The sequence below is a fragment of the Candidatus Neomarinimicrobiota bacterium genome, assembly GCA_017656425.1.
In the GTDB taxonomy this organism is placed as follows: Bacteria; Fidelibacterota; UBA2242; order UBA2242; family B5-G15; genus JACDNV01.
Genome location: JACDNV010000009.1, coordinates 67,413 through 91,884, shown reverse-complemented (window position 1 = coordinate 91,884; position 24,472 = coordinate 67,413). Strand labels below are relative to the sequence as shown.

The following is a 24,472-nucleotide window of genomic DNA, read 5'->3' as shown; positions in this document are numbered from 1 at the left end:
AAGTAGTTAAATAATTTTTATCTTTATCATTAAATAATTAAACCATAAATTAAATCGGGTGGATTGGAGATGAAGGCAGTGTCATGAAACAGTACAATATTATTATCAAAAGGTTAGCCTATCTGTTCATTCTAACGATACATATGACTATATACCCTCAAAACGAATATCCTCCTCGGATTAAGTTCAGGCATATAGATGCAAAACAGGGCTTATCATATAAGTTTGTAACCTCTATAATAAGAGATAAGATTGGATTTATGTGGTTTGGTACTCAGGATGGGCTCAACAGGTATGACGGAAAAGACATAAAGGTCTATAGATATGATCCTGAGGATTCAACATCAATTTCTCATAACTATATAATGGTAATGCTTGAAGATAGCAAAGGTAACCTGTGGATTGGCACTTTCGGAGGAGGTTTGAATTTATATAACAGGGAAATGGATAACTTTATCGTAATAGATCCATTTGGAAAGAAAAGAACTGGAATACAATTTAAATACGTAAGAGACATTATAGAAGATCATGAGGGGAATCTGTGGATTGCCTACGATTTCGATGGAATATTAAAATATAATCACGATACTAAAGACAAAACATATTACAAAAATATACCAATAACAGACACAATCTCAACAACAATATTCAGAAGTCTGGCCGAGGATAACGATGGCAATATCTGGATAGGAACTTATGGCAAAGGCATATATAGGTATGAGCCTAAAGCAAAAAAATTTATCCATTACTTAAATGATCCAAATGACCCTCATAGCCTGAGTAGTAATAAGATATGGAAAGTCTACAAAGATAGAAGTGGAAATATATGGATATGCACACATGGCGGAGGGTTAAATTTATATAATAGAGAAAAAGATAATTTTATTCAATATAGGTATAATCCTGAAATACCAAACAGCATACCGAGCGATTATGTAATATCTATATTAGAAGATTCGCACGGCAACCTATGGGTTGGGACTGAAAATCAAAGTCTATGTCTATTCGATAGAAAGCAACAGAAATTTTACCGATATATACCCTCGCAGTACGATAAATATTCAATAAGTGGTTGGTCTATACACAACATTTATGAAGATAATATTGGAACCATATGGATAGCATCTTATGATGGAGCAGTTAGTTATTTTAATTTTTTAATATAGAGTTAGAAAAATTCAAACATTATTACTCTACCGGACAGAACAACGATCTGAACGGAAACGGAATCTCATGTTTTGAAGAAGCACCAGATGGTAAGATATGGATAGGTCACGATGGACGTGGTCTTAATCTATGGGATAGAGAAAATAATATCTTTTACGACTTTGAGAATGACATTGCGAAAAAACAACTATCATATGATGGAGTCTTATCTCTACTGGTAGATAACAAAAATAGATTATGGATAGGTACATATCTCTATGGCGTAAACCTATGGGACCCCTCTAACGGAAAACTAATATATTTTTTACATGATGAAAAAAATCCCGGTAGTATAAGCGGAAACGACATAAGAGATATATTTCAAGACAGTGAAGGGAATATATGGCTCGCCGTGAATGGTGGCGGGTTAAATTTATTTAATGAAAAAGATAGTACATTTTTACACTTTAGATACAGAGGAGATGATCCCGGCTCAATATCAACTGATTATATTCATACTGTCTATGAGGACAAAAGAGGGAATTTGTGGATAGGAACTTTTGGATACGGTCTGGAACTCTTCGATAGGGACAATAATAAATTCATACATTATATACACAACGATACAATACCAACTACAATAAGTGATAATTTTGTTAATTGCATATATGAAGATTCTGAGGGAAGGTTGTGGGTTGGAACGACCGGTGGATTAAATCTCATGGACCGTGAAAATGGAACATTTAAAAGAATTACAACAAAAGATGGCTTACCAAATGATGTGATAAATGGAATTCTGGAAGATGATAGCGGGAATTTATGGATTAGTACAAACAATGGAATATGTAAATTTAATTATAGAAAATTTACCTTTACAAATTACAATGTTTATGATGGATTACAGGATAACTTTTTCAGAGTAGGTTCTTACTTTAAACTATCAACAGGAGAAATGCTATTTGGTGGAAATAATGGATTTAATATATTTAATCCCGATGATATAAAATTAAATACTTTTGTTCCACCGGTAGTAATAACCAGGTTAAAGGTGTTCAATAAAGAAATTCTGCCAGGTGAAGATAGCCCAATTAATAAAGCAATTACTTACACTAAAGAAATAAATTTAACCTACAAAGATCTTCTATTTAGCCTTACTATAGCAAGTCTCAATCACTGGATTCCTGAGAAGAATCAATATGCTTATCGACTTTTAGGAAAGAGTGAGAAATGGATTAATCTGGAGCATGGAAATACAATAACTTTTACAAACCTATCCCCGGGTAAATACACTTTACAATTTAAAGCATCAAATAATGATGGTATATGGAATGAGACAGGAACCGAGGTAAAGTTAAAAATTTCTCCTCCCTTCTGGAAAACTCCAATTCACTGGACTATCGTAGGAATACTATCCACATTTATTATTCTTATGTTAATAAAGCTTAGATTAAAAAATATTGAAAAAAGAAATAAAATTTTAAACGAGATAAATGAAAAACTCGAACAGGAAATAAAACAAAGAAAAAAAATAGAACAAGAACTTAGGGAAAGCGAGGAAAAGTATAGACAAGTCGTAGAAAATGCACCATATGGAATAGTTATACATAAAGATGGTAAAATTATCTTTGCTAATAAAACTTTTCTAAAATTATCAGGCGTAGAAAACATTAACCAGGTAATGGGAAGAAATGTAATGGATTTCGTTTCTGAGGAATCAAAAATTATAGCAAAAAAACGAATACAAAATGGATATGAAAAACTAAAGTTTGCTGAGCCAATTGAGGAGAAACTTCTAAGAGATGACGGTAGTGAATATTTCGCGGAAGTGTCAGCAGTTCCATTAAAAGGGCCTGATGGTGGGGTGGAAACTCATGTGTTCATAGCAGATATTACTGAAGAAAAAAAAGCAGAAGAAGAGAAAAAGGTTCTTGCGGAGCAATTAAAACAATCCCAGAAGCTTGAAGCTATTGGGCAGCTTGCCGGCGGGATTGCCCATGATTTTAATAATATTCTAACTGTTATAATAGGATACACTGAAATTTTGCTCGGGCAGGAGTTAATTAAAAATGATCCCTCTTCACATAAATTTCTTATAACTATAAAAGAATCAGCAGACAAAGCAAAGGACCTTGTCAACCAGCTATTAGCATTTAGTAGAAAACAACTTTTTAGACCTGAAAAGATAAACCTGAATAATGTAATACATAATATGGAGAATATGCTTAGGAGACTGATTAGTGAGAACATAGAGTTAACATTTTTACTCGACCAAAATTTACCAGACATTAACGCTGACCCTCGTCAGATTGAACAAGTAATCCTTAATCTTGTAGTTAATGCACGGGATGCCATCTTTGAAAAAGAAAATGCAACCGATAAAAGAATCATTATTGAAACAGGGACATCATCCATAGATGCAAAATATAAAGCCATTGACCCTGAAGTTAAAGAAGGAGACTATGTATATATTTCTGTGAGTGACACAGGTATTGGTATGACGAAAGAGATTAAAAAGAGGATTTTTGATCCTTTCTTTACTACAAAAGGCGTTGGTAAAGGTACAGGTCTTGGTCTATCTACGGTTTATGGAATAGTAAAACAAAATGATGGAACGGTTACAGTTTACTCCGAACCGGGGAAAGGCTCCACATTCAAAGTCTACTGGCCAATTATTAAAGAAGATGCAAAATCAACAAAGGATAAAGGATCTCAATTTATAGATCAAGAACTTCCAAAAGGTAATGAAACGATTCTTTTTGTAGAAGATGAACAAGATATAAAAGACATGATGATACAAACATTACAAACTCTCGGATATAAAGTCTATACAGCTGCTAATGGTTATGAAGCAGTTAGTATACTTGAACTAAACAATGGGAAGTTTGACCTGCTTATAACAGACATCATAATGCCAGGAATGAGCGGTAAGGAATTAGCTGATCTCGTTGTAAAAAATTACCCAAACATTAAACTATTATTTACGTCAGGATATACAGATGACTACATTGTAAATACTGGTATTATTGATAAAGACGTAAACTTTATAAATAAACCGTATTCTTTAAAAGATATGGCTTTTAAGATTAGAGAAATTTTGGATAAAAAATAACCCCATCTAAATACATAAATAATATATTAACTCACCATTAATAGCGAGGGGAAATATCTATATTAATCTTTAATAACCTATATAGAAAGATATCCCTATGCCACATCCCGCACCAATCAGGGCTCCGAAGGTACCCCCGTAAGCAATACCCCCAGCAATGGATGCTCCCAATAATCGAATGACAATATAGTCTTTTGGCATATTATTAAATTTAATTGTACCAAGGTAGTTACCTGTTATCAACATTGGTGCAAAACAAGAAGTGAATATCACGGTGCCTGCGATAGCACCATATAAACTGCCGAGTAGCAATCCTTTTACAGGCTTCGGCTTAGCTTTTAATAGCCTATCTGTTAACTTACTAACTACATATTTCCCCATAATAGGTCCTGAAATGAGTGCAGGTGTTACTGTTAATAGGTTTTTCCATTTTGGACCATGGAAACCAGGGACATCTGTAGCTGCAAAGTAAGTAAAAGCAATTCCAATAAGACTACCGGCAGCAACGCCGAAATACCGCGAAAAGTAACTCACCTTCTGCTCTCTTTTAGCTTTTACATTAGAAGTAAACAGTTCTCCTGACTCTACAATGGTTACTGAAAAAATAATTAATAGAAGGACAATTAAAATACTTTTAACATTACAAAACTTCACAACTATCCTCACTTTTAACAATTAATTATATGTAATTAAATGACAAATGGCAAATGAATGGTTAAAAATTATTTATTTACTCCTGAGATATTCAGATACTGACATTGCAGCAACTACGGCCTCACCTACTGCATTTGCTATCTGTCTGAACTTTTTCGACTTGACGTCACCCACAGCCCATATTCCTTCAACACTTGTTTTCATCTCTTCATCAGTCTTTATATAACCCCATTGATCAACATCAACCAAACCATTAATAAAATCTGTCCCCGGCAAAAAACCAATATATACAAACACACCGTCTACACTAATTTCCTTTATTTCTCTTGTATCTCTATTTTTTATAGTTATAGATTCAACAAAGTCCTTTCCATTTATAGAAGTTATTTCATGATTTAAATAAAATTTTACATTGTCATGTTTTTTTATTCTTTCCTGGAGAATTTTCTCTGCCTTCATATAGGGTAAGAACTCCACAAATGTTAGACTTTTTACAAACTTCAGAAGCCCCTCTCCTTCCTGAAGACCTGAATTTCCACAACCAATGATTGCCACATCTTTATCTTTGTAAAAAGGACCATCACATGTAGCACAATAGGATACACCCCTGCCAAAAAATTCCTTTTCGCCGGGAATATTCAATTTTTTCGGTACACTACCAGAAGCGATAATAACTGCTTTGGATTTATAAATATTTCTGTCTGTTTGAATAGTAAAAATACCGTCCTCTTTTCCTATTAACTTGACCTCATCAAATTCATTTATTTTAAGGCCAAAATTTTCGGCTTGCCGTTTCATTTTATTTACAAGCTCCGATCCTGCAATACCCTCAGGAAAACCTGGATAGTTCTCTATTTTTTCTGTGGCTGCAGGCAGTCCACCACACATAGCTTTTTCAAGTAAAAGACTATTTAATCTATCTCTAGATGTGTAAATACCTGCAGTCAAACCAGCAGGACCACCACCTATTATCAATACATCATGTGTATCAGACATTGGACTTCCCTCCATTTTCAATAACACATTTAGATATTCATCGAAATAACAGGTTACAATATTATATTCTTTTAAAATATTCCAAAATAATTCATAAAGAACCTAATTTTCATGGATGAAATTTAATAAATATTTTTCTCCTACGTAAAAACAATCATTTAGTACTAATTTTATTATATCTACTCCCCTTTATAAGGATTCCTATTGTGGTAGTAAATCAAATTATTATTAAAAAATGAAATTGTGTCAGCTATTTTCAAAAACTCCGAAATCTCATTACTACCAAATTCAAGTCACTCAATCAGTTTACAAATAGCTTTCGTATTTTCTTTTGTAAAACGCAGTCCGAAAAAATTCCTTTAAAAATATTCGCATTATTTTTGGTATTATCAATTTTAAATTCATATAACTTCAAAAATTAATGTCATCTATTTTTATTTATAGAATGTCCTTTCAATTTATGTGCTAATATTGAAAATTGTAGGTTTATATTTGCACCCAGATAGTTTTCAATTACCACCTGAGCATTTTTTAATGTATCCTATGTTCTGGTAATGGAATATTGAAGAAAGTCTTTTCAAGATTTTGTTGAAAGTACTTTATTATCTTCAATTCTGTAAATAGAGACTAATCTCCTTACATTCTCGAAATTTGTAATAAGTGCTAACAGAAGTAGCGTAATAAAAGGAATATTAAATAGAGAACCAAGGAAAATAATAAATATTCTCACATCACGCCCTAGACGAAGTGTAAGTTTTTTATGCTTTTTTAACTTCTTCTTTAAATACCCATCGTATTTATCAGCGGTATAACTGTTTATAAAGCCTCCTATTACAGCAAAAAACCCTGTTAGTAATGCGACAATATGTCTGACATAAAATGAGGAATGAACAGTTAGTCCAATTAATATAAAGGAATCTGCATACCTATCTAGGACAGAATCAATCCATCCACCTGTATCTGATACCATATTCTTTATACGAGCAATCTCGCCATCACATCCATCTATAATTGAAGATAACTGTGCAATAATACCTGCAATCAATAAAGGAATATATCCTTTTATCATAAAAATAATCCCACTTACAATACTTAATAAAAAACTAAATATGGAAATCTGCATTGGTGTTACATTTTTATATGATAGATATTTACTTATCAGTAAAGATATCTTTCTATTTATCAAACGAGATACTGGACCATCAAGGTTTACCTTTCTATCAGATTTATTATATTTTTTTAAAAAATATTTTTCAGCCCTTTTAAACATTGGCTCTGTATCAATATCAAACCATATTTCTTCTAAAATATCAAAAACAAATGCTTTATCTCTTGCTGCCATCTCAAGAACAACATCCGAAAGTGTAGTTTTGCCTTTTTTTATAGCTTTCTCAGCAGCATCAAACACCTCTGGTGTACAATAAAAAAGCCCGGTATCAAAGGCATTATATTGATCTAAATCTTTTCCAATTCGAATTATTTTACTATCAACCGTATATACCTTGGTTACATCTTTTAAATCTATGTGATCAATATTTTCCTTTTTCTTATCAACAGCGAGTAAAATTCCTTCTGACTTTTTGTCTTTTACATATCTTAAAAACCTGTCAATAATCTTTTCATCGAACAGATGATCAGTCATAGTCAATATGAAGGGTTCATTTACAAAATCTTTTCCAGCCAGTAGTGATAAACCATTTTCTCTATCCCATTCATTATTATAGGTAAACTCTATCTTAATATTATATTTCTCTATAAGGCCAGATAAAAATTCCCTAACCACATCAGCTTTATAGCCCAATACAACGATAAATTCCCCTATTCCAAAATTTTTAAATGTTAATATTACCCTTTCTATCAATGGCATCCCTAAAAAGGGAATGAGGGGTTTCGGCACACCCCTCATGTTCATTCGACTACCTTTTCCGGCTGCAAGAATTATACATTTCATCATCTTTCCCTTTTACCGGATATAAAGTCCTCTACCATCTGGTATGCTTCACTATCAGGGTATTGAACAGGAGGACTTTTCATAAAGTAAGCACTGGGTGAGTATAATATCCCACCAATTCCTCTATCAAGGGCAAGTTTTGCACATCTAATCGAATCGATAGCCACTCCAGCCGAATTTGGGGAATCTTCAACCGACAGCCTTAATTCAAGATTCATTGGGACATCGCCAAATAACCTTCCTTCCATTCTTATAAAGCAAATTTTATTATCCTTAAGCCAAGGTATCCATTCACTTGGTCCAATGTGAACATCTTCATCGGGAAGTCTATTCTTAGTTTGAGATTGAACAGCTTCAGTTTTTGATTTCTTTTTCGATGAAAGCCTTGTGCGATCTAGCATATTTAGAAAATCGGTGTTTCCTCCAGTATTAAGTTGATAGGTTTTATCAAGCTTAACACCTCTTTTCTTAAATAAGTCAGTCAATATTCGGTGTACAATTGTCGCCCCTAATTGAGATTTAATATCATCTCCAATTAAAGGGATGTTTGCCGATTCAAATTTTTTTGCCCATTCAGGATTGCTCGCTATAAAAACAGGAATGTTATTAATAAATGCAACTCCCGCCTCAAGAGCACAATCAGCGTAAAATTTGGTCGCTTCTTCAGAACCTACAGGTAAATAATTAACCAGTATATCAGCTCCAGAGTCTTTTAAAACCTGAACTATTTCCTCTTTTGTTGGCTCTTTTGACTCCGCTAATACAAAGGTATACTTTGGATCATAATTCTTCATATGCGGAGCAAATCCATCAAGAACTTTTCCCATCCTAACTTTTACTGAAGTTTTAGGAATATCCTCATAAATTGTCTTTGTACAATTAGGCAATGCAAATATAGCATCTGCAATATCCTTCCCAACTTTCCTCTTATCAATATCAAAAGCAGCAACAACTTCAATATCCCCCGGTTTATAACCGGCAAGATCATAGTGCATCAATCCAATTACCTCATCTTCGGGCTTATTTTTATAATAATGAATGCCTTGGATTAAAGCACTGGCACAATTACCTACCCCTACAACGGCAATTTTGATCTTTGCCATATTACACCTCCTTTCCTTCCTTTCAGATTTACATGAAAGTTTAAACAGGGAATTATTGTAAGAGTTTTTCCCTATATAAAGTTTCTTTTATGTAAAAATGTCTCAAAGAGCTAGCGTTTTGACTATTATCTAAGGCAATCCTTTAATGCTACAAAATTTATGCCAGATTAATTTAAATTTTTATGAGGCTGACATTATTTCATATTAATTTTCTAACATATGAATCTTTCAGATTTCTGTAAATTACTACATACAGACGACGCTCAATATTTACCCTGTTTAAAAAATCAAAATCTATTACTACCTGTTGAATAGAACCTAAATCAACAGTGACTGGATCAGTAAATTCCAGCTTATATTATCTGAAACTAATTCCTTTTGCATTGACGAATGTCTTATAATATTCAAAATCCGTATAGGAATTGGGGATAAAAACTTTTGCATTATAACTTGGAATTAAATAAAGGCAATAGCATATAGTATTTTTTCTTTTAGAAATTTTCTCAAGATCTCCTAAATGCTTAGTGCCACGCGGTGTAGAAGCATCTGGAAACATGGCTACTTTATTGTAACACAGCATACAGGTCTTTACTTCAATAAAATGTTCATCACCCTCAAACACAATATGAAAATCGAATCGTGAATTCAAATTCTTATATTCCATCCGTATTTTGCCTATGAACAGATTTGATATTTGGCCTTTTTTTATCAGTATGTTAGTTACTTCATTCATCTTGATGATATCAATAAATACATATTGGGTGCAAAAAAGAGTAGAAATAACTTTATATTTGTATTTTCCCCCTTAGTAGGTATTAAGAAAAATGCATTTCTTAGATTAAGAAATTCATACAGCCTGCTGGTATTTGGCAAATAGGCTTTAACAATCCCATCTTTAGTCTCCAATTCTAATACAAAACTATTTAATCTTCTTATTAATTTTGCCTCAATAAAAGAAGGGTAACAGATGTAGGTTTTATTTACTCTCAAATTATTAAAACTTTTGCCCCTTTTATCTTGCCTTCTTTAAGTTCCAAAACTGCTTCATTAGCTTCCTCAAGTAAATATGTCTTAACCTCAGGTTTTATTGGAACTTTTGCAGCAAGTTCAATAAATTCCTGAACATCTTTCCTTGTAACATTTGCAACGGTTTTTATCTCCTTTTCCTTCCAAAGATCACGTTCATACTTTATATCGCTTAAACAATCTTTATCTTCATCCTCTTTTCTTATTGCATTTATGATAAGTCTCCCCCCTCTCCTCAAATTTTTAAGCGATTCTACAACGGGTCTCCATACTGGAGTGGTATCGATTATCGCGTGTAGCAATTCAGGAGGTTTCTCGTTTATATTCCCTGTCCAATCAGCTCCTAGACTTTTTGCAAACTCTCTTTCCTTCTCGCTTCTTGCAAAAACGAACACATGAGTATGAGGATATCTTTTTTTAACAAGTTTTAATACCAAATGCCCTGAAGCACCAAATCCCATCAATCCCAGGAATTTTCCTTCTTCAATACCAGAGAGTCGAAGAGCTCTATATCCAATCGCCCCAGCACATAACAGTGGAGCAGCCTCCTCAGGCTTATAAACCTCTGGAATTCTAAATGTAAAAGTCTCTTTTGCAATCATAAACTCAGCATATCCACCGTGAGCATCTTTACCGGTTGCTTTAAAATGTATACATAAATTTTCTCTATCTGTTTTACAATACTCACAATATCCACAGGCAGAATAAATCCACGCTACACCGACTAGGTCACCCTCTTTAAATCTTATCTCAGGGTTGGTTACTTTGGCCACCTTTCCTACCACCTGGTGTCCGAGAGTAATGGGGAAAAATGACGGTTTCGCACGTCCCTCTATTTCATCAATTTCTGTATGACATACCCCGCAGGCATCCACTTTTATCAAAACCTCATCATCCCCCGGGTCCTTTAATGTAGCCTGTATAAGCTTTAAAGGTTTTTTCTCTTGGGCTAGATCAACATTTTTCTCCAAAACCATTGCCCTCATTAGTTTATCCCCCATATTTCTAATATATATTTTACATTTTTTTAAGAAAAATACGAGTAATTATTTTAAATTATTTTACTATGATGAAATGTACTATATGTAAAAAAGAGGCACATTTCAGAATACCAAGACATAATGTAAAATTCTGCAAGTTGCATTTCGATGAATATGTTTTAAATCAAGTGAAAAGGGCTATAAAACATTTTAATATGTTCAATAAAAATGAAAGGATTGGTGTTGCAGTATCAGGTGGAAAAGATAGTATTGCCTGTATCGATATCTTAAATAGACTTGGTTATGATACTGTTGGAATCCATATAAATCTTGGAATTGTTGACTTCTCAGAGAAATCTGAGAAAATAGTTTTGAAATTTTCAAAATCAAAAAATATCCCAATTTATACCTACTTAATGCGTGAGCTATTCGGCTTGTCCATTATAGAGATTGGCAAACCATTCTCACAAAAGATATGCTCTGTGTGTGGAAAGCTCAAACGCTATTATCTATCAAAAATTGCAAAAGAAATCGGAGTCGATGTTATAGTCACTGGACACAACCTGGATGATGTTAGTGCCACTTTACTTGGTAACTTATTATTTTCAAATGTGCAATATCTAGCCCGGCAATATCCGGTAATTCCTGCTGAAAACAACAATCCAAAGAAGGCAAAGCCATTGGTAAGACTAACCGATCAGGAAACAAAACTATACTTAGAATTACGCGGCATAGAATATGTTAGGGATACATGCCCCCTCTCTAAAGGAGCAAATAGTCTGTATTATAAAGAAGCACTAAACAACCTTGAAAGCCACTTTAAAAGTATAAAAGCTCATTTTTATTTTAGCTACCTTGATAAAATCCAACCATTATTAGAAAATAAGTTAGAAAGTTCATTTGGGAAAAGTAGCTGTAAAATTTGTGGTGAAAAGACATCATCAAAAACATCCATATGCTTTGTATGCAGTATAAAAAGTAAATTATTGAAAAATCGAGGTTAAAAATGGATCTAAAAAACATAATACAAATAGCAAGAGGTGACGGGAAAGCAGATATTTTATTTAAAAATGGAAGATTCATAAATGTTTTTTCAGGTAAAATTGAAAAAAATAACATAGCTGTAAAAAATGGATACATAATCGGTTTTGGAGATTATGAAGCTATACAAGAGATTGACTTAAAGGGCAAAACTCTATTGCCGGGTTTTATCGATGGGCATGTTCATATAGAAAGTTCAATGCTTTCCCCACTGGAGTTTGGAAAAGCAGTAGTAGTTAATGGAACAACAACTGTAGTAGCCGATCCTCACGAAATTGTGAACGTTATGGGTGAAAAGGGGCTGGAATATATGATAGAATCATCAAAAATGGATTTTATTGATATATTTTTCATGCTTCCATCCTGTGTTCCGGCTACAAATATGGAAACAAATGGAGGAAAATTCGATGTAGAACATATAAAGAAATGGATAAGCCACGAAAGAATATTAGGGCTTGCAGAAGTTATGAACTATCCAGGTGTTGTACATGGTGATGATATGGTATTAAACAAAATAAATGCTGCTAAAAAGAAAATTATCGATGGTCACGCACCATATCTATCTGGGAAAGAATTGAATGCTTACATACTGGCAGGTATAAAGTCCGACCACGAATGCACAAAGAAAGAAGAAGCATTGGAAAAACTTGAGAGGGGAATGCATATAATGATAAGAGAAGGTTCTGCAGCAAGAAATCTTGAAGAATTGATAAAAATTGTAAATATCAGAAACCATACAAATTTCAGCTTTGTCACCGATGACAGACATCCAGATTTTTTAATTGATTATGGTCATATTAACACAATGGTAAGAAGGGCTATCGACCTTGGCATTGATCCAATAATCTCCGTAAAAATGGCATCCTTCAACACAGCACAATATTTCAGATTATACGACCGAGGAGCTATAGCCCCCGGTTATATTGCAGATCTTGTTATTATTGATGATATGGAGAAGTTTAACATAATCCAGGTTTACAAAAGAGGAAAACTGGTAGCAGAAAATGGTAGAATCGCCTTTGACTATAAAGAAGAGATACCAGATTTTAAAAATACAATAAACATAAAATCGGTCAATATCGATGATATTAGAGTAAAAGCTGAAAGTAGGAAGATAAACGTGATCGAAATAATCCCTGATCAGATAATAACAAAAAGAGCGATTATTGAAGTTGAGCCTGTTAATGGTTTTCTTACATCTCAGCCAGAAAGCGATATTGTGAAACTTGTAGTCGTAGAAAGACATCATGCTACAGGTAACATTGGAATAGGCTTTGTAAAAGGACTTGGCTTAAAAAGAGGCGCAATAGCTTCTACTGTGGCACATGATTCACATAATATAATTGTAGTAGGAATAAGTGATGAAGACATTCTTTTTGCAATAGAGGGAATTAAAAAGATGGGGGGTGGACAGATAGTAGTAGAAAACGGGAAAATAGTAGAATCATTACCTTTACCAATTGCTGGGCTAATGAGCAACCAACCTCTAATGAAACTTAGAGAAAAAAGTGATAATCTCAATAAAATATCAAAAAAACTTGGTTGCAAGATTGATAATCCTTTCATGACTTTATCATTCCTTGCTTTACCGGTAATTCCAGAAATAAAGCTTACTGATAAAGGACTTGTAGAAGTAACCCGGTTTAAATTTATCCCTTTATTTGTAAATTAAAATTTCTTCCAGAATTTTGGGGAGAACATAACTAATATTGAATAGAATTCAAGCCTTCCTAAAAGCATTGCTATTATCAGAATATATTTACAAAAAGCTGGCAACCCAAGATAATTCGACATAGGCCCAGTCAACCCAAGACCTGGTCCGACACCTCCTAAAGTAGTAGCAACCGAGTAAATCGCTGTCCTTATGTCGATGCCTTTTAAGGTCATCAATAATACTGCAAATAAAAGAAAATAAAAATAAAGACCAATGTACGTCACTGCGCTTTTAATTGTGTTTTCATCAACAACTTTATTATTCAACCTTATTGGTTTTAACATTCTTGGATGGAGAAAATGAAGAACCTCTCTATAAATGCTTTTAAAAAGAATAATAATCCGGCTATTTTTTATCGCACCCGTTGTAGAACCGGGACAGGCACCAATCATCATTAGAATTAATAATACAATATGAGTAACAGGGCTCCACTTCTCATAATCAGCTGTTACAAATCCCGTGGTGGTACTGATGGATATAACCTGAAAGAATCCATACCTCAGAGATTTGCACCAGTCACCATACACATTTCTAAAGAGATCAACCGAAACAATAAAAGAACATAAAAGCATAAAAGCAAGATAAAACAGAATTATCTCTCTGAAATTAGCAAACTTTTTATCAGGTTTTACAAGTATTAGATAAAAAGAAAAGTTTATCCCTGAAAGTACCATAAAGATCATGACAATAATCTCTACATATACGTTATTATAGGCTGCGATACTCAAATTTCGAGGAGAAAAACCGCCTGTTGGGATTGTCCCAAAGGCAGTTAATAAAGAGTCAAAAAAAGATATACCGCATATCTTCAATAATATTGTCTCCAATATCGTTAAGGAAAAATATACAAACCATAACATACGCGCTGTCAACGCAACCCTTGGAGTCAGTCTTTCCTGAGCTATTGATGAGGATTCGTAATTGTATAAATTTCTTGTCCCTACATTAACAAGCGGAAGCACAATTAGAACAAATATAATAATCCCCATGCCACCAAGCCAATGAGTAAGACTCCTCCAGAGAAGAAGGCTATGAGGCAATTTTTCTATATCAGAAAGTATTGAGGCACCCGTGGTAGTAAATCCAGAAACTGATTCAAACAGTGAGTCTAGGAATCCGGGAAAATATCCTGAAAAATAAAAAGGTAATGCACCTGCGATAGATACCAGCACCCATCCAATTACGACTGTCGAAATAGCCTCTTTCTTTTCAATAACTGGATTTTCAATCTTTAAAATATTCAAAAGTATACCTGAGATTAGAGTAATAATGATTGTGGAAATAAAGGCGGACTGAGCACCATCGTTATTAATTATTGAGATGGATAAGGGTGCTATTAAAATCAAACCAATGCTAATTAGTAAAACACCGAGAATCCCAAAAATATTCCTGATATTCATATTTAATCTACTCTTTACATTCAGCCAGAATTATTGAAACGTTATCGTGGCCACCATTTGCTAATGCCATATCAAGCAACTTATCCACTTTCTCTGGAACATGCCTATTCTTGTCTGCAATTACCCAAAATATATCCATCTCTTCGACCATATCTGTCAACCCATCGGAACAGAGAAGCACTGAATCGCCTATCTTTAGATCAGATGCATATTCTAATTCCAATTTTATATTATAAAAATCAAAACCTCCAATACATTTAGTTAATATATGGCTTCTCGTATCATACTTAAGTTCTTTTTCTGATAATAATCCCCTATCCACCATATTTTGGGCTACTGTATCATCCTTGGTTTTATAAAGAACCTTACCATCACGAAAATGGTACACTCTTGAATCACCAATATGAGATATAAATAATTTTCCTTCATTTATAACTGATACTGCCAATGTAGTACCCATTCCATAACACGATTGCTTTTTAAGAACTATTTCCTTAAGTCTTTCTAAACCTTTTAATAAAATATGATTTAAAGCACTTTCCAGGTCGGTCTTTGAAAAAAAATTAAAAATTGTATCACCATGTATTTCAAAAACCTCTATTATGGTATTGCTTGCTACCTCACCACAAGCATGCCCACCCATTCCATCTGCAACTGCAAGGAGAAAGTTATCTCCCGCATTTTTCACTAATATAGAATCCTCATTATTTTCCCTGATTAGCCCTTTATGAGTTGTGTGAGAGCAATAGATTTTCATTGCATTTAAATTTATTCAAAAGAAGGTTGGAATTAAAATAAATATTTTTATCTTTTTTTAGTTATCTTTGCAATGCAGAAGCAGATAATTAAGTGAAAAATATTAAGTCCATTTCCATGATCATAAAACCTGCCGACTCTCTATGCAATATGAAGTGTAAATACTGCTTTTATCTGGGGAAAGAAAGCATTTTTAATCAAAGTACAAATTATAAAATGGACATGAGCGTTGTTGAAACCCTATTAATAAGAATTGCCTCTAGCGAGAATATTTCAAAAATATTTTTTATATGGCAGGGAGGGGAACCAACTCTTATGGGTATAGATTTTTATAAAAATGTTATTAAACTACAGAAGAAATACTTAAAGAATAAGAGCGTCGAAAACGCTATACAAACAAACGGAATACTTCTAAATGATCTGTGGTGCCAATTCTTAAAAGATAATAATATCCTTGTAGGAATTTCGATTGATGGACCTGAAAAATTTCACAATAAATACAGGAAATTAAAAAGTGGAGTAGGGAGCTTTAAAGATGTTATGAATGCTATAGAGCTTTTAAACAAACACTCTGTGGAATTTAACACGCTAACCTGCATAAACAGGCAAAATTCCAGATACCCAGTAGAAATATATAATTTTTTGAAGGATATAGGCAGCAAATATATGCAATTTATCCCAATAGTGGAACGTAAAAAGTTTGATCTAAAAATCGATGAGTTCAAATACAAAGAGGATGATGTTTTTGAATACTCTGTCCAGCCATTACAATATGGTAAATTTATGTCGGAAATCTTCGACCAGTGGGTTAAAAAAGATGTTGGATCATACTTTGTTCGCCTCTTTGATGTTACATTACAGGCTTGGATTGGTCTCGAACCGGGCTTATGCATCTTTCAGAAATCATGCAGTTCATCACCTGTAATAGAGCATAACGGTGATGTTTTTGTTTGTGACCATTTTGTATATCCCACTTTCAGAATAGGTAATATTTTGAAGAAAAACTTTAATTTTGAATACCTCTATAAAAAACTGGAAAATTTTGGAAATATAAAACAAAATGTTCCAGAACTTTGCAAAAAATGCGATTATTACTTCATCTGCCATGGTGGATGTATAAAACACCGATTTAAAAGAACTCCCGATGGTGAGATTGGGTTAAACTACTTATGTGAAGGTTATAGATATTTTTTTAAACATGTCACCCCTTACATGAATTTTATGGCACAAGAAATTATTAATGGACGACCTGCATATAATATCATAAATTTCTTAAATAAAACAGGCACTAAGCCTCAGAAAAAGGTTGGTAGAAATGATCCGTGTCCTTGTGGGAGTGGTAAAAAATATAAAAATTGCTGTATGAGAAAATAACTAACCAGAAAATAACCTTTTATATTCTTTCATCTGTCTTTTATAAATCTCCCTCATCTTCAAAAAGAATTTATTATAATCTAAACTCTTAAAATCCATAAATGCCCATGGATATGGGGTAAAGTTACCTTTCTCATAATGAAGTGTTAAATCGGCATAAATACCATTTCCAACATATACTTTATTTATACAATACTTTGCCGATGCCAGGACCACCTTGTCATAATCCATATAACCCACATCCAGATTAACCTTTCTTTTTCCATTTGCGAGATAGTGTTTTTCTACTTCATTCGTAAAAATCTTTGCCGTTGAAATATCAACGGGGTTAAATAATTTTTCGAAAGAGAAAAATTTTCTCTTTATTCCGTAACCCATTTCTCTGTTATAATAATCAGTAACTCTGAAATCAAATTCTTCGCTGAATAGATCAACCTTTCCAAAATAATCTTCAAGTTCAGAAATAGCAATTTTTAATATATTTTCATCAACGTATAAACTACCTACAAAAAATTTGACTAGATTTGGCATACCTAATTCCATTTTACTTTACCCACTTTGGTACCTTAAGACCCAACCTTTTATCATAAAACAGGTTTTCAGCAAGCGCCTTTTCTGCTTTAAAAATTATATCCGTGGGAATCCCAAAGACGGATTTAATGGCGCCAGCAATATCCGTCTGTATATTGCCTTTCTCCTTCTTATTTTTATCAATAATTTTATAGTATCTATTATGAAAATATATAAATCTATCATTATCCATTTTGGTTAAACATATGCCATGCATAGTACGCCAATGAAACGAATCGGTCCAGTAGAATATAAATTCTTCAAAAGCTATTGGGCTATCTCTAAAACTATATCTGAAGACCATTCTTTTCCCATCAAAAGTCCACAAAGAGTATCGATCGCTATTTTCATCATATTTTAAAAGCTGGGTTAGAATGGAAGTTCTTTTCACCTCTTTATCCAGTGGTATTGGATCAAAAATCAAATATCCCGGGTCCAAAAGATATTTATTTCCATTATAATTCAATATTAGAGCAGTATGGGAGTTTTTAGCATATCTCATATCTGCCATAATTATGTATGTATCAAACTTAAAATAATCAAAAATCTTTTTGAGGAAAAATGTTAAAGAAAAGCATGTTCCTCCTAGATTATATTTTAAATTATCTTCGATAATTTCCTCTGGCAGTCGGTGAGGTAAGCCATTAAAATCTCTATTTAACTTAATTATCTTACTCAAATTCTCGTAGGGAAATCTGGAAAACCTCTTCAAAATTTTACGAGCAAGCTCAAATCTTTCTAAATCTTGCTCTATTCCTTCGCTTTTTACAAACTCAATAACAGCATTGTTATAATCTTTTAAAAATGGGCCAATCTGCACTTTTCCCATTAGCAAGTCCGTTTTATATTCACGAAGTCGCCGAAGGCGATTCCCCGAAGGGCAAGATAGCCTTACGCCAATTGCAAAATGAAGATTGCAATGTGCAAAAATCAAATTTATTTTTGTCTACATTTTGAGTACAAAAGCCAAATCTGACAAAAGACGATTTTGCATTTTTCAATTTGCATTTTGCATTCTGCATTGAGCCTTTGCGCTTAACGTCTTGTATTCACGAAGTCACCGAAGACGATTTCCCGAAGGACAAGATAGCCTTACGGCAATTGCAAAATGAAGATTGCAAAGTGCAAAAGTCAAATTTATTTCTGTCTACATTTTGAGTACAAAAGCCAAATCTGACAAAAGGCGATTTTGCATTTTCCAATTTGCATTTTGCATTCTGCATTGAGCCTTTGCGCTTAACGTCTTGTATTAACGAAGTCGCCGAAGGCGATTCCCCGAGGGGCAAGATAGCCTTACGGCAATTGCAAAATGAAGATTGCAAAGTGCAAAAGTCAAATTTATTTCTGTATACATTTTGAGTACAAAAGCCAAATCTGACAAAAGACGATTTTGCATTTTCCAATTTGCATTTTGATTTTTGCAATGAGCGATAGCGGCTATACGGCACTGTGGCGTTCCTTCGTGAATACAACATTGCAAAATGAAGATTGCAATGTGCAAAAGTCAGATTTATTTCCGTATACATTTTGAATACAAAAGCCAAATCTGACAAAAGACGATTTTGCATTTTTCAATTTGCATTTTGATTTTTGCAATGAGCGATAGCGGCTATACGGCACTGTGGCGTTCCTTCGTGAATACAACATTGCAAAATGAAGATTGCAATGTGCAAATTGCAAAGTCATTTTCCCCCTCCTTTCGCAGTGATTACCGATTTTGCAACAATTTTGATCAATTCGTTTGATTCAGCCAATAATGGTTGTAGCTCATTGCCAGAAATTAAGTCGCTTCTCTCCACCAGTTTCAGCCAATATAAAGACTCTCGTAATTCCTTCAAGACGAGTTGCATCTTATCTATAAAATCGGCTCTACTTTCTGCTCCACATGCCTCTTCATAATTTGCCCCAGAAGACGAAGCAGCTCGCATTAGCTGATTTGCTATGTACTGTACTACAGCAGTTCTTTTAAGTCTAACTGTCAATTTAGTGCTACTTGCTGCGAACTCTAATAGCCTTTCTGATAAATCGCTTCTATTTTGACATTTTTCAATTTGCATTCTGCATTCTGCATTGAGACATTGCGCTTAACATATCCATACCAATGTATAAATTAAAAAGATTTTATCTTTATACTACAGTAAATAGTTGTGTTTTTAGTAAGCTTAATGCTTAAAATTAATTTGAAATATAATATCATGTTAAGGCAAAGTTATGATACCATCCAAATAAGTGTAACTATATTATGTAGGAAAATTGTCCTTAAACCCTTTATTGCTTTTCAAGCCATTCCATGGCTTCTTCGGAATCAGAGAATACTTTTACATTAACTCCTATACTTTTATAACGATCGATAATCTTTTTCATATTCATCTGACCAACCACCTTCTCAGGTAATATAACAGCCCAATGTTTCCAGCCTGCCTTCAAAACTCTTGGTTCCCAAACTTTCTGACCCCATTCTATGTCCTCTGGTCTCAAGGCAGAATTCTCTCTATCATCTGACAACCACTTTGTACAACCATACTTTTCAAAAGCATCCGCAGCATTCATCATCGTTTGTCTAAAGCCTTCACCCCAAATAAACTTTTTGAACTTATGATGAATAATTCCTTTTTCCGGATATACCCATACAGTTGCATATTCATTGTCAAAAACTACCTGTTTCATAATTATAACCTCCTTTCCGTCAAGGAATCATCCATTAATAATTTATCGAAAATTTTTATTAGTACTTTAGAAAAATTTAAATTTTTTACTTAAAAATCTTATTTATGAAAACCGTTAGCGAACTATAAGAACGTCTGGTATCCTGGAAATTTTATTTAATAGAGATTTTATCATAAATCTCTCTTAATCTCTCTTCATAAAAGCTGTTAATCGAACCTTCAAATCTTTTCAACGGATGGACAGGAATAAGACTCAAAACCTCCTCAGTTGATAAACTCGATTTAAATAGAATGTCTACCGACCCTTTTATCATAGAAATTAATGTATCCTCTGCCTCAGTCTCAGATAGACCAAATTTGATAGCCAATTCCTTTAACTTTAATAGCTGAAACCAGAAATATGTTGGTCCCATACCGGATACAATTGCATAAGCTTCAAGATTTTCTTCTCTAACCTCAGGACATTTTCCCCAATTTGCGAAAAACTCTAAAATCTCATTTTTGAGTCTTACATCAAAACCATCACTAAAAGCAACAGGATTATAGCCCTCACCAATCAACGAAGGCGCATTTGGTATCATTCGCACTATTCGATAAAATCCAGAAAGATAGCTTTTCAATCTTTTTATAGATACAGATGGAGCAAAGGAGACAACAGCGTCTATATTATCAAGCTTTCCAACAATTATTCGCGAAACCTTTTCTATAATAGGTGGGTGTACTGCCAGAAACACTATATTAGCGTCTATTTGAGGCTGAAAGCTATCGACCCTTTCTATTTTAGTATCATCTATCTGGATAACCTTTTGCACGGCATTATCATCAGGGTCATAAAGATACACCTTCTCAGGTAATTTTTCTTTTCTCTTCAAAGCTTCAATTAAAAAGTATGTAACTCTGCCGCTGCCAATAAAGGTAACTCTATTTATTGCGCCCATCTATCCCTCCAAAAGTAACCTATATCAATTATAAAAATTTTAACTATTTATTTCTATACTCTTCTCTCAATTTTTTCAGGGTTTCAACAAACTGTCTCATATCAGGAAATCTAATCGCACCTGATGGACATACATTCTGACAAGAGCTGCATCCAACCACACAATTATAAGGTCTTACAACTTCAACACTACCTTCTCCCTGTTCGAACACATCATTGGCACAAAAATCCAGACAGGTACTACATTTTGTACATGCATTTTCATCAACAGCAGGATACCAGGGGATTTTTTCCCTTGGTATACCCATATAGCTATTTGAAGCCATTATTCTCCTCCATTTTTCAATGCTCTTTCTATCTCCTCGAATACCTGATCAGTATTTTTAAATTGAACAGAGATTGGCACCCAATTTTTATCTCTTTCCATAATCACGCCAGCTTTCTGAAATCCATCACGAAGAAGTTTTTCCTGTTTCTCAGGCTTACATGCTATAGTATAGTATATTACACCTTCTTTTAAAAGATCTGCCATCATCTCTTCACCATTTCTCTCACAAATTCTGGGGTGAAGAACCATGTAGGAAGCCTCAGGTATTTCAAGCCTGATCTTTTCGGATAGTTCTGCAAAATCAATATCCTTCATCGATGGACATGCGAAACTACACGTGCAGATAAGTATTGCTTTTTTCATTTTAAACCTCCTTAAAAAGAAAATTCTTTAAAAAACTCTCTACACCAAAAACTGTGATCTTTCTCATTGACATATTACCCCATTACTAGCAGGTTTGGGCACTTAACTTAATGCTCTGGTGATATGTGAAGTTTCGCCTTGGTGGGGTTTTAGTGAGCATAGCGAACCGTGTACCTGCATGTTAGTCAATGTTGAAATATTCACATTTTTCTCTCCTCAAGTTGTTTTTTCACGACACTTAATATTTTTTTCTTCTTTATCAAATCCTTTATATATTGGGAATCAGGAAAAATTATAGCATCAAATATACACCACACCTGACATGACGTGCATCCCACCATACACTGGAGAGGTCTTGCTACAATTGCCCTTTTCTTCTCCCGGTCGTAATCAAAAACATTCCTTCCGCAACTGGTAACGCACATACCACATCCAGTGCACTTGCTTTCATCAATCGAAGGATGCCAAGTTATTTCTTCTCTTGGTATACCCTTCCAGTAAGCAAATTTCGGATCTAATTTTGTTTCTCGCTTCCTTTCTTTGTCCATTTTTGCACCTCCCTAATTCAATTATCCTTTAACACAAAATGTCACCTACTACGCGTTCAATTGTGTATCAATAATTTTGACAATATTTGAAAAGATTCTTTTTGCATCATTCTCTGAATATTTAAAAGTAGTAAAGGGTCCAAATTTTTTGTATCCAAAAACATTTTCTAAATTAATGTAATTTTAATACTTAATTCCTATTCTGTCCAAAATTTTCCCGGAGCACTCATTGTGACATCCATCAATCACTACAGTATAAGGGACTTTCTTAATAAGCTGAGTTTGTCTTGGAATATTGTTCACAAGAGCAGGAAGAGAGCAGATCCCGACTTTTTCCTCTCCAAACTTCTCAGCTATTTCAAATGCAACAAGCCCTGTTAGATATCCAGAATTTGAGGCCCCGCTATTACAAATAATCAAGCCTATCTCTGGAATTTTCATAACTATCCCTCTTTATCCACTCTATTACTTCTTCTTTAGAAGGTATTCCGCCAGAAACATTAACTTTTTCATTTACAACGAGAGCAGGAGTCATCAATATCTTATAATCTATCATCTTTGCCACATCAGTAATCTTCTCGATTTTTGCATCGAATGAAAGCTCCACTAAAGCATCTTTTACAACCTTTTAAAAACTGTTCCATTCGGGACAGCCTGGTTCTAAGATTTTGATACTTAAAATCTCCTTCACTTCCAAAACATTTCGACAATCATCGAAATGTAATATATTTTTTTGCAATTTCAAACACTATCTTATATGAATAAATTAATTGTCATCCGTAATATAGGAATACGAGCAAATTTTTATAATAAAAATGGTTTCTCTTTACTTAAATATTTTGCAATTTTTATATGTAATTTGTAAAAAAGATAAAATACAATGAATATAAAATCGCCTCCTTTGCCTGAGGGAGGCACTATTGGAATAATAGCTCCATCAAGTCCTGCAAAAAGAAATCTCCTTAAAAAAGGAATAGAGTATCTGCAATCTAGAGGCTATAAAATCAAAATCTCCAAATATTTAACACGTGGTAAATACAATATGGCAGGACCTGATGATAGTACCAGGGCAAAAATCTTCGAAGAATTTATGCTAGACGATGATACAGATTGCATAATTTGTGCAAGGGGGGGATACGGTGCATTAAGAATTGTCGATAAGATAAACTATGACAAACTAAAAAATGCAAAACCTAAACCACTTGTAGGTTATTCTGATATAACTGCATTACAATTGGCTCTTCTTAGAAAATTAAAATGGATATCATTCTCGGGTCCCATGGTAGCCACAGATTTATCAATGAATATTGATAACTATACCGAAAACTGGTTCTGGAATATGTTAACTGGTGATAAACTTTTAGTTGAAGTAAGAAATCCTGAAAATATGAAACTCAATGTAATAAATCACGGTGAAGCAGAAGGTATAATACTGCCTGTATGTCTCTCGGTGTTTATATCTTTTTTAAACACAGAATATTGTCCATCATTAGATAATTCAATTCTCATCCTCGAAGATATAAATGAAAAAGGCTACAAACTTGATAGGTTATTTCAAATCCTAAAACATAATAAAATTTTTAATAAAACCAGGGGAATTATTTTAGGTCAATTCAACAATTGCTTTTCAAAAAGAACCATAAAATTGGAAGAAATAATAAAAGAAGCCATACCCTCTCCAGGATTTCCGATAATATCAAACCTTGCATACGGTCATACAAAGAAAAAAATTACTTTACCGGTGGGTATGAGAGTTAAAATTCAGACAGATCCAGTGAAAATAATTATTTTAAATTCACGATGGGAGTAG

At 33.6% G+C, this 24,472-nt stretch carries 24 protein-coding genes and 1 pseudogene; 7 read left to right on the top strand and 18 right to left on the bottom strand.

The window, feature by feature from the left end; translation table 11 throughout:
* Nucleotides 1–83: 83 nt before the first annotated feature.
* From H0Z29_07750 to H0Z29_07740, 3 genes and pseudogenes are all read left to right on the top strand, one after another.
* Entirely contained in the window at nucleotides 84–1,166 is a 1,083-nt protein-coding gene (locus H0Z29_07750) for a hypothetical protein (protein MBO8131394.1), read from the top strand.
* A pseudogene (locus H0Z29_07745) lies at nucleotides 1,163–1,564 on the top strand (hypothetical protein). The gene H0Z29_07750 and the pseudogene H0Z29_07745 overlap by 4 nt, the downstream one beginning before the upstream one ends.
* Complete coding sequence (locus H0Z29_07740) at nucleotides 1,559–4,255, top strand: PAS domain S-box protein (GenBank protein ID MBO8131393.1); 2,697 nt, start codon at nucleotides 1,559–1,561, stop codon at nucleotides 4,253–4,255. Before H0Z29_07745 ends, H0Z29_07740 begins: the two are co-directional and overlap by 6 nt.
* A gap of 69 nt (nucleotides 4,256–4,324) precedes the next feature.
* Here the strand turns inward: H0Z29_07740 and H0Z29_07735 are convergent, their stop codons facing one another.
* From H0Z29_07735 to H0Z29_07710, 6 genes are all read right to left on the bottom strand, one after another.
* Complete coding sequence (locus H0Z29_07735; GenBank protein ID MBO8131392.1) at nucleotides 4,325–4,909, bottom strand: hypothetical protein; 585 nt, start codon at nucleotides 4,907–4,909, stop codon at nucleotides 4,325–4,327.
* Nucleotides 4,910–4,981: 72 nt separating this feature from the next.
* On the bottom strand, nucleotides 4,982–5,905 hold the full coding sequence (trxB, locus tag H0Z29_07730) for a thioredoxin-disulfide reductase (GenBank protein MBO8131391.1): 924 nt from the start codon (nucleotides 5,903–5,905) through the stop codon (nucleotides 4,982–4,984).
* A 577-nt stretch (nucleotides 5,906–6,482) separates the two neighbouring features.
* Nucleotides 6,483–7,859, bottom strand: coding sequence for an NTP transferase domain-containing protein (locus H0Z29_07725; protein MBO8131390.1), 1,377 nt, complete (start codon nucleotides 7,857–7,859; stop codon nucleotides 6,483–6,485).
* Complete coding sequence (locus tag H0Z29_07720; GenBank protein ID MBO8131389.1) at nucleotides 7,856–8,959, bottom strand: inositol-3-phosphate synthase; 1,104 nt, start codon at nucleotides 8,957–8,959, stop codon at nucleotides 7,856–7,858. Before H0Z29_07720 ends, H0Z29_07725 begins: the two co-directional genes overlap by 4 nt.
* Nucleotides 8,960–9,317: 358 nt before the next feature.
* Nucleotides 9,318–9,692, bottom strand: coding sequence for a DNA/RNA nuclease SfsA (locus tag H0Z29_07715; protein ID MBO8131388.1), 375 nt, complete (start codon nucleotides 9,690–9,692; stop codon nucleotides 9,318–9,320).
* Between the two features lie 253 nt (nucleotides 9,693–9,945).
* On the bottom strand, nucleotides 9,946–10,971 hold the full coding sequence (locus H0Z29_07710) for a zinc-dependent alcohol dehydrogenase family protein (protein MBO8131387.1): 1,026 nt from the start codon (nucleotides 10,969–10,971) through the stop codon (nucleotides 9,946–9,948).
* Nucleotides 10,972–11,051: 80 nt separating this feature from the next.
* Here H0Z29_07710 and H0Z29_07705 point away from each other — a divergent pair, with 80 nt between their 5' ends.
* Nucleotides 11,052–11,969 (top strand): adenine nucleotide alpha hydrolase family protein, encoded by a 918-nt coding sequence (locus tag H0Z29_07705; protein ID MBO8131386.1) that lies wholly within the window; start codon nucleotides 11,052–11,054, stop codon nucleotides 11,967–11,969.
* A 2-nt stretch (nucleotides 11,970–11,971) separates the two neighbouring features.
* A complete protein-coding gene (gene ade / locus H0Z29_07700; GenBank protein MBO8131385.1) occupies nucleotides 11,972–13,678 on the top strand; it encodes an adenine deaminase in 1,707 nt (568 codons plus the stop codon).
* Here the strand turns inward: ade and H0Z29_07695 are convergent.
* Together H0Z29_07695 and H0Z29_07690 are read right to left on the bottom strand one after the other, a co-directional pair.
* The gene (locus H0Z29_07695) at nucleotides 13,675–15,120 is read right to left on the bottom strand and encodes a TrkH family potassium uptake protein (GenBank protein MBO8131384.1); all 1,446 of its coding nucleotides are present in this window, start codon (nucleotides 15,118–15,120) and stop codon (nucleotides 13,675–13,677) included. The genes ade and H0Z29_07695 overlap by 4 nt on opposite strands.
* Nucleotides 15,121–15,127: 7 nt before the next feature.
* Nucleotides 15,128–15,808 (bottom strand): serine/threonine-protein phosphatase, encoded by a 681-nt coding sequence (locus tag H0Z29_07690; protein MBO8131383.1) that lies wholly within the window; start codon nucleotides 15,806–15,808, stop codon nucleotides 15,128–15,130.
* Between the two features lie 161 nt (nucleotides 15,809–15,969).
* Between H0Z29_07690 and H0Z29_07685 the strand changes: the two genes are divergently transcribed.
* Complete coding sequence (locus H0Z29_07685; GenBank protein ID MBO8131382.1) at nucleotides 15,970–17,250, top strand: anaerobic sulfatase maturase; 1,281 nt, start codon at nucleotides 15,970–15,972, stop codon at nucleotides 17,248–17,250.
* On the opposite strand, the gene H0Z29_07680 is transcribed toward H0Z29_07685, so the two are convergent.
* The 10 genes from H0Z29_07680 to H0Z29_07635 form a co-directional block, all read right to left on the bottom strand.
* Complete coding sequence (locus tag H0Z29_07680; GenBank protein ID MBO8131381.1) at nucleotides 17,251–17,781, bottom strand: DUF4416 family protein; 531 nt, start codon at nucleotides 17,779–17,781, stop codon at nucleotides 17,251–17,253.
* Nucleotides 17,782–17,794: 13 nt separating this feature from the next.
* Nucleotides 17,795–18,649 carry an arylamine N-acetyltransferase gene (locus H0Z29_07675; GenBank protein ID MBO8131380.1) on the bottom strand — a complete coding sequence of 285 codons (855 nt, stop codon included), beginning with the start codon at nucleotides 18,647–18,649 and terminating at the stop codon, nucleotides 17,795–17,797.
* Nucleotides 18,650–19,502: 853 nt separating this feature from the next.
* The gene (locus H0Z29_07670) at nucleotides 19,503–19,877 is read right to left on the bottom strand and encodes a four helix bundle protein (protein ID MBO8131379.1); all 375 of its coding nucleotides are present in this window, start codon (nucleotides 19,875–19,877) and stop codon (nucleotides 19,503–19,505) included.
* Nucleotides 19,878–20,088: 211 nt separating this feature from the next.
* Entirely contained in the window at nucleotides 20,089–20,487 is a 399-nt protein-coding gene (locus H0Z29_07665; GenBank protein ID MBO8131378.1) for a hypothetical protein, read from the bottom strand.
* 151 nt (nucleotides 20,488–20,638) lie between these two features.
* Nucleotides 20,639–21,424, bottom strand: coding sequence for an NAD(P)-binding domain-containing protein (locus H0Z29_07660; GenBank protein MBO8131377.1), 786 nt, complete (start codon nucleotides 21,422–21,424; stop codon nucleotides 20,639–20,641).
* Nucleotides 21,425–21,467: 43 nt separating this feature from the next.
* The gene (locus H0Z29_07655) at nucleotides 21,468–21,749 is read right to left on the bottom strand and encodes a ferredoxin family protein (protein ID MBO8131376.1); all 282 of its coding nucleotides are present in this window, start codon (nucleotides 21,747–21,749) and stop codon (nucleotides 21,468–21,470) included.
* Nucleotides 21,749–22,114 carry a hypothetical protein gene (locus tag H0Z29_07650; protein ID MBO8131375.1) on the bottom strand — a complete coding sequence of 122 codons (366 nt, stop codon included), beginning with the start codon at nucleotides 22,112–22,114 and terminating at the stop codon, nucleotides 21,749–21,751. The genes H0Z29_07655 and H0Z29_07650 overlap by 1 nt, the downstream gene beginning before the upstream one ends.
* 200 nt (nucleotides 22,115–22,314) lie before the next feature.
* The gene (locus H0Z29_07645; GenBank protein ID MBO8131374.1) at nucleotides 22,315–22,662 is read right to left on the bottom strand and encodes a 4Fe-4S binding protein; all 348 of its coding nucleotides are present in this window, start codon (nucleotides 22,660–22,662) and stop codon (nucleotides 22,315–22,317) included.
* 183 nt (nucleotides 22,663–22,845) lie between these two features.
* Nucleotides 22,846–23,103, bottom strand: a complete 258-nt coding sequence (locus tag H0Z29_07640) for a hypothetical protein (GenBank protein MBO8131373.1) — start codon at nucleotides 23,101–23,103, stop codon at nucleotides 22,846–22,848.
* Entirely contained in the window at nucleotides 23,069–23,269 is a 201-nt protein-coding gene (locus H0Z29_07635) for a thioredoxin family protein (protein MBO8131372.1), read from the bottom strand. The genes H0Z29_07640 and H0Z29_07635 overlap by 35 nt, the downstream gene beginning before the upstream one ends.
* A gap of 273 nt (nucleotides 23,270–23,542) precedes the next feature.
* Here H0Z29_07635 and H0Z29_07630 point away from each other — a divergent pair, with 273 nt between their 5' ends.
* Nucleotides 23,543–24,472: an LD-carboxypeptidase gene (locus H0Z29_07630; GenBank protein MBO8131371.1), complete on the top strand. Its 930-nt coding sequence runs from the start codon at nucleotides 23,543–23,545 to the stop codon at nucleotides 24,470–24,472.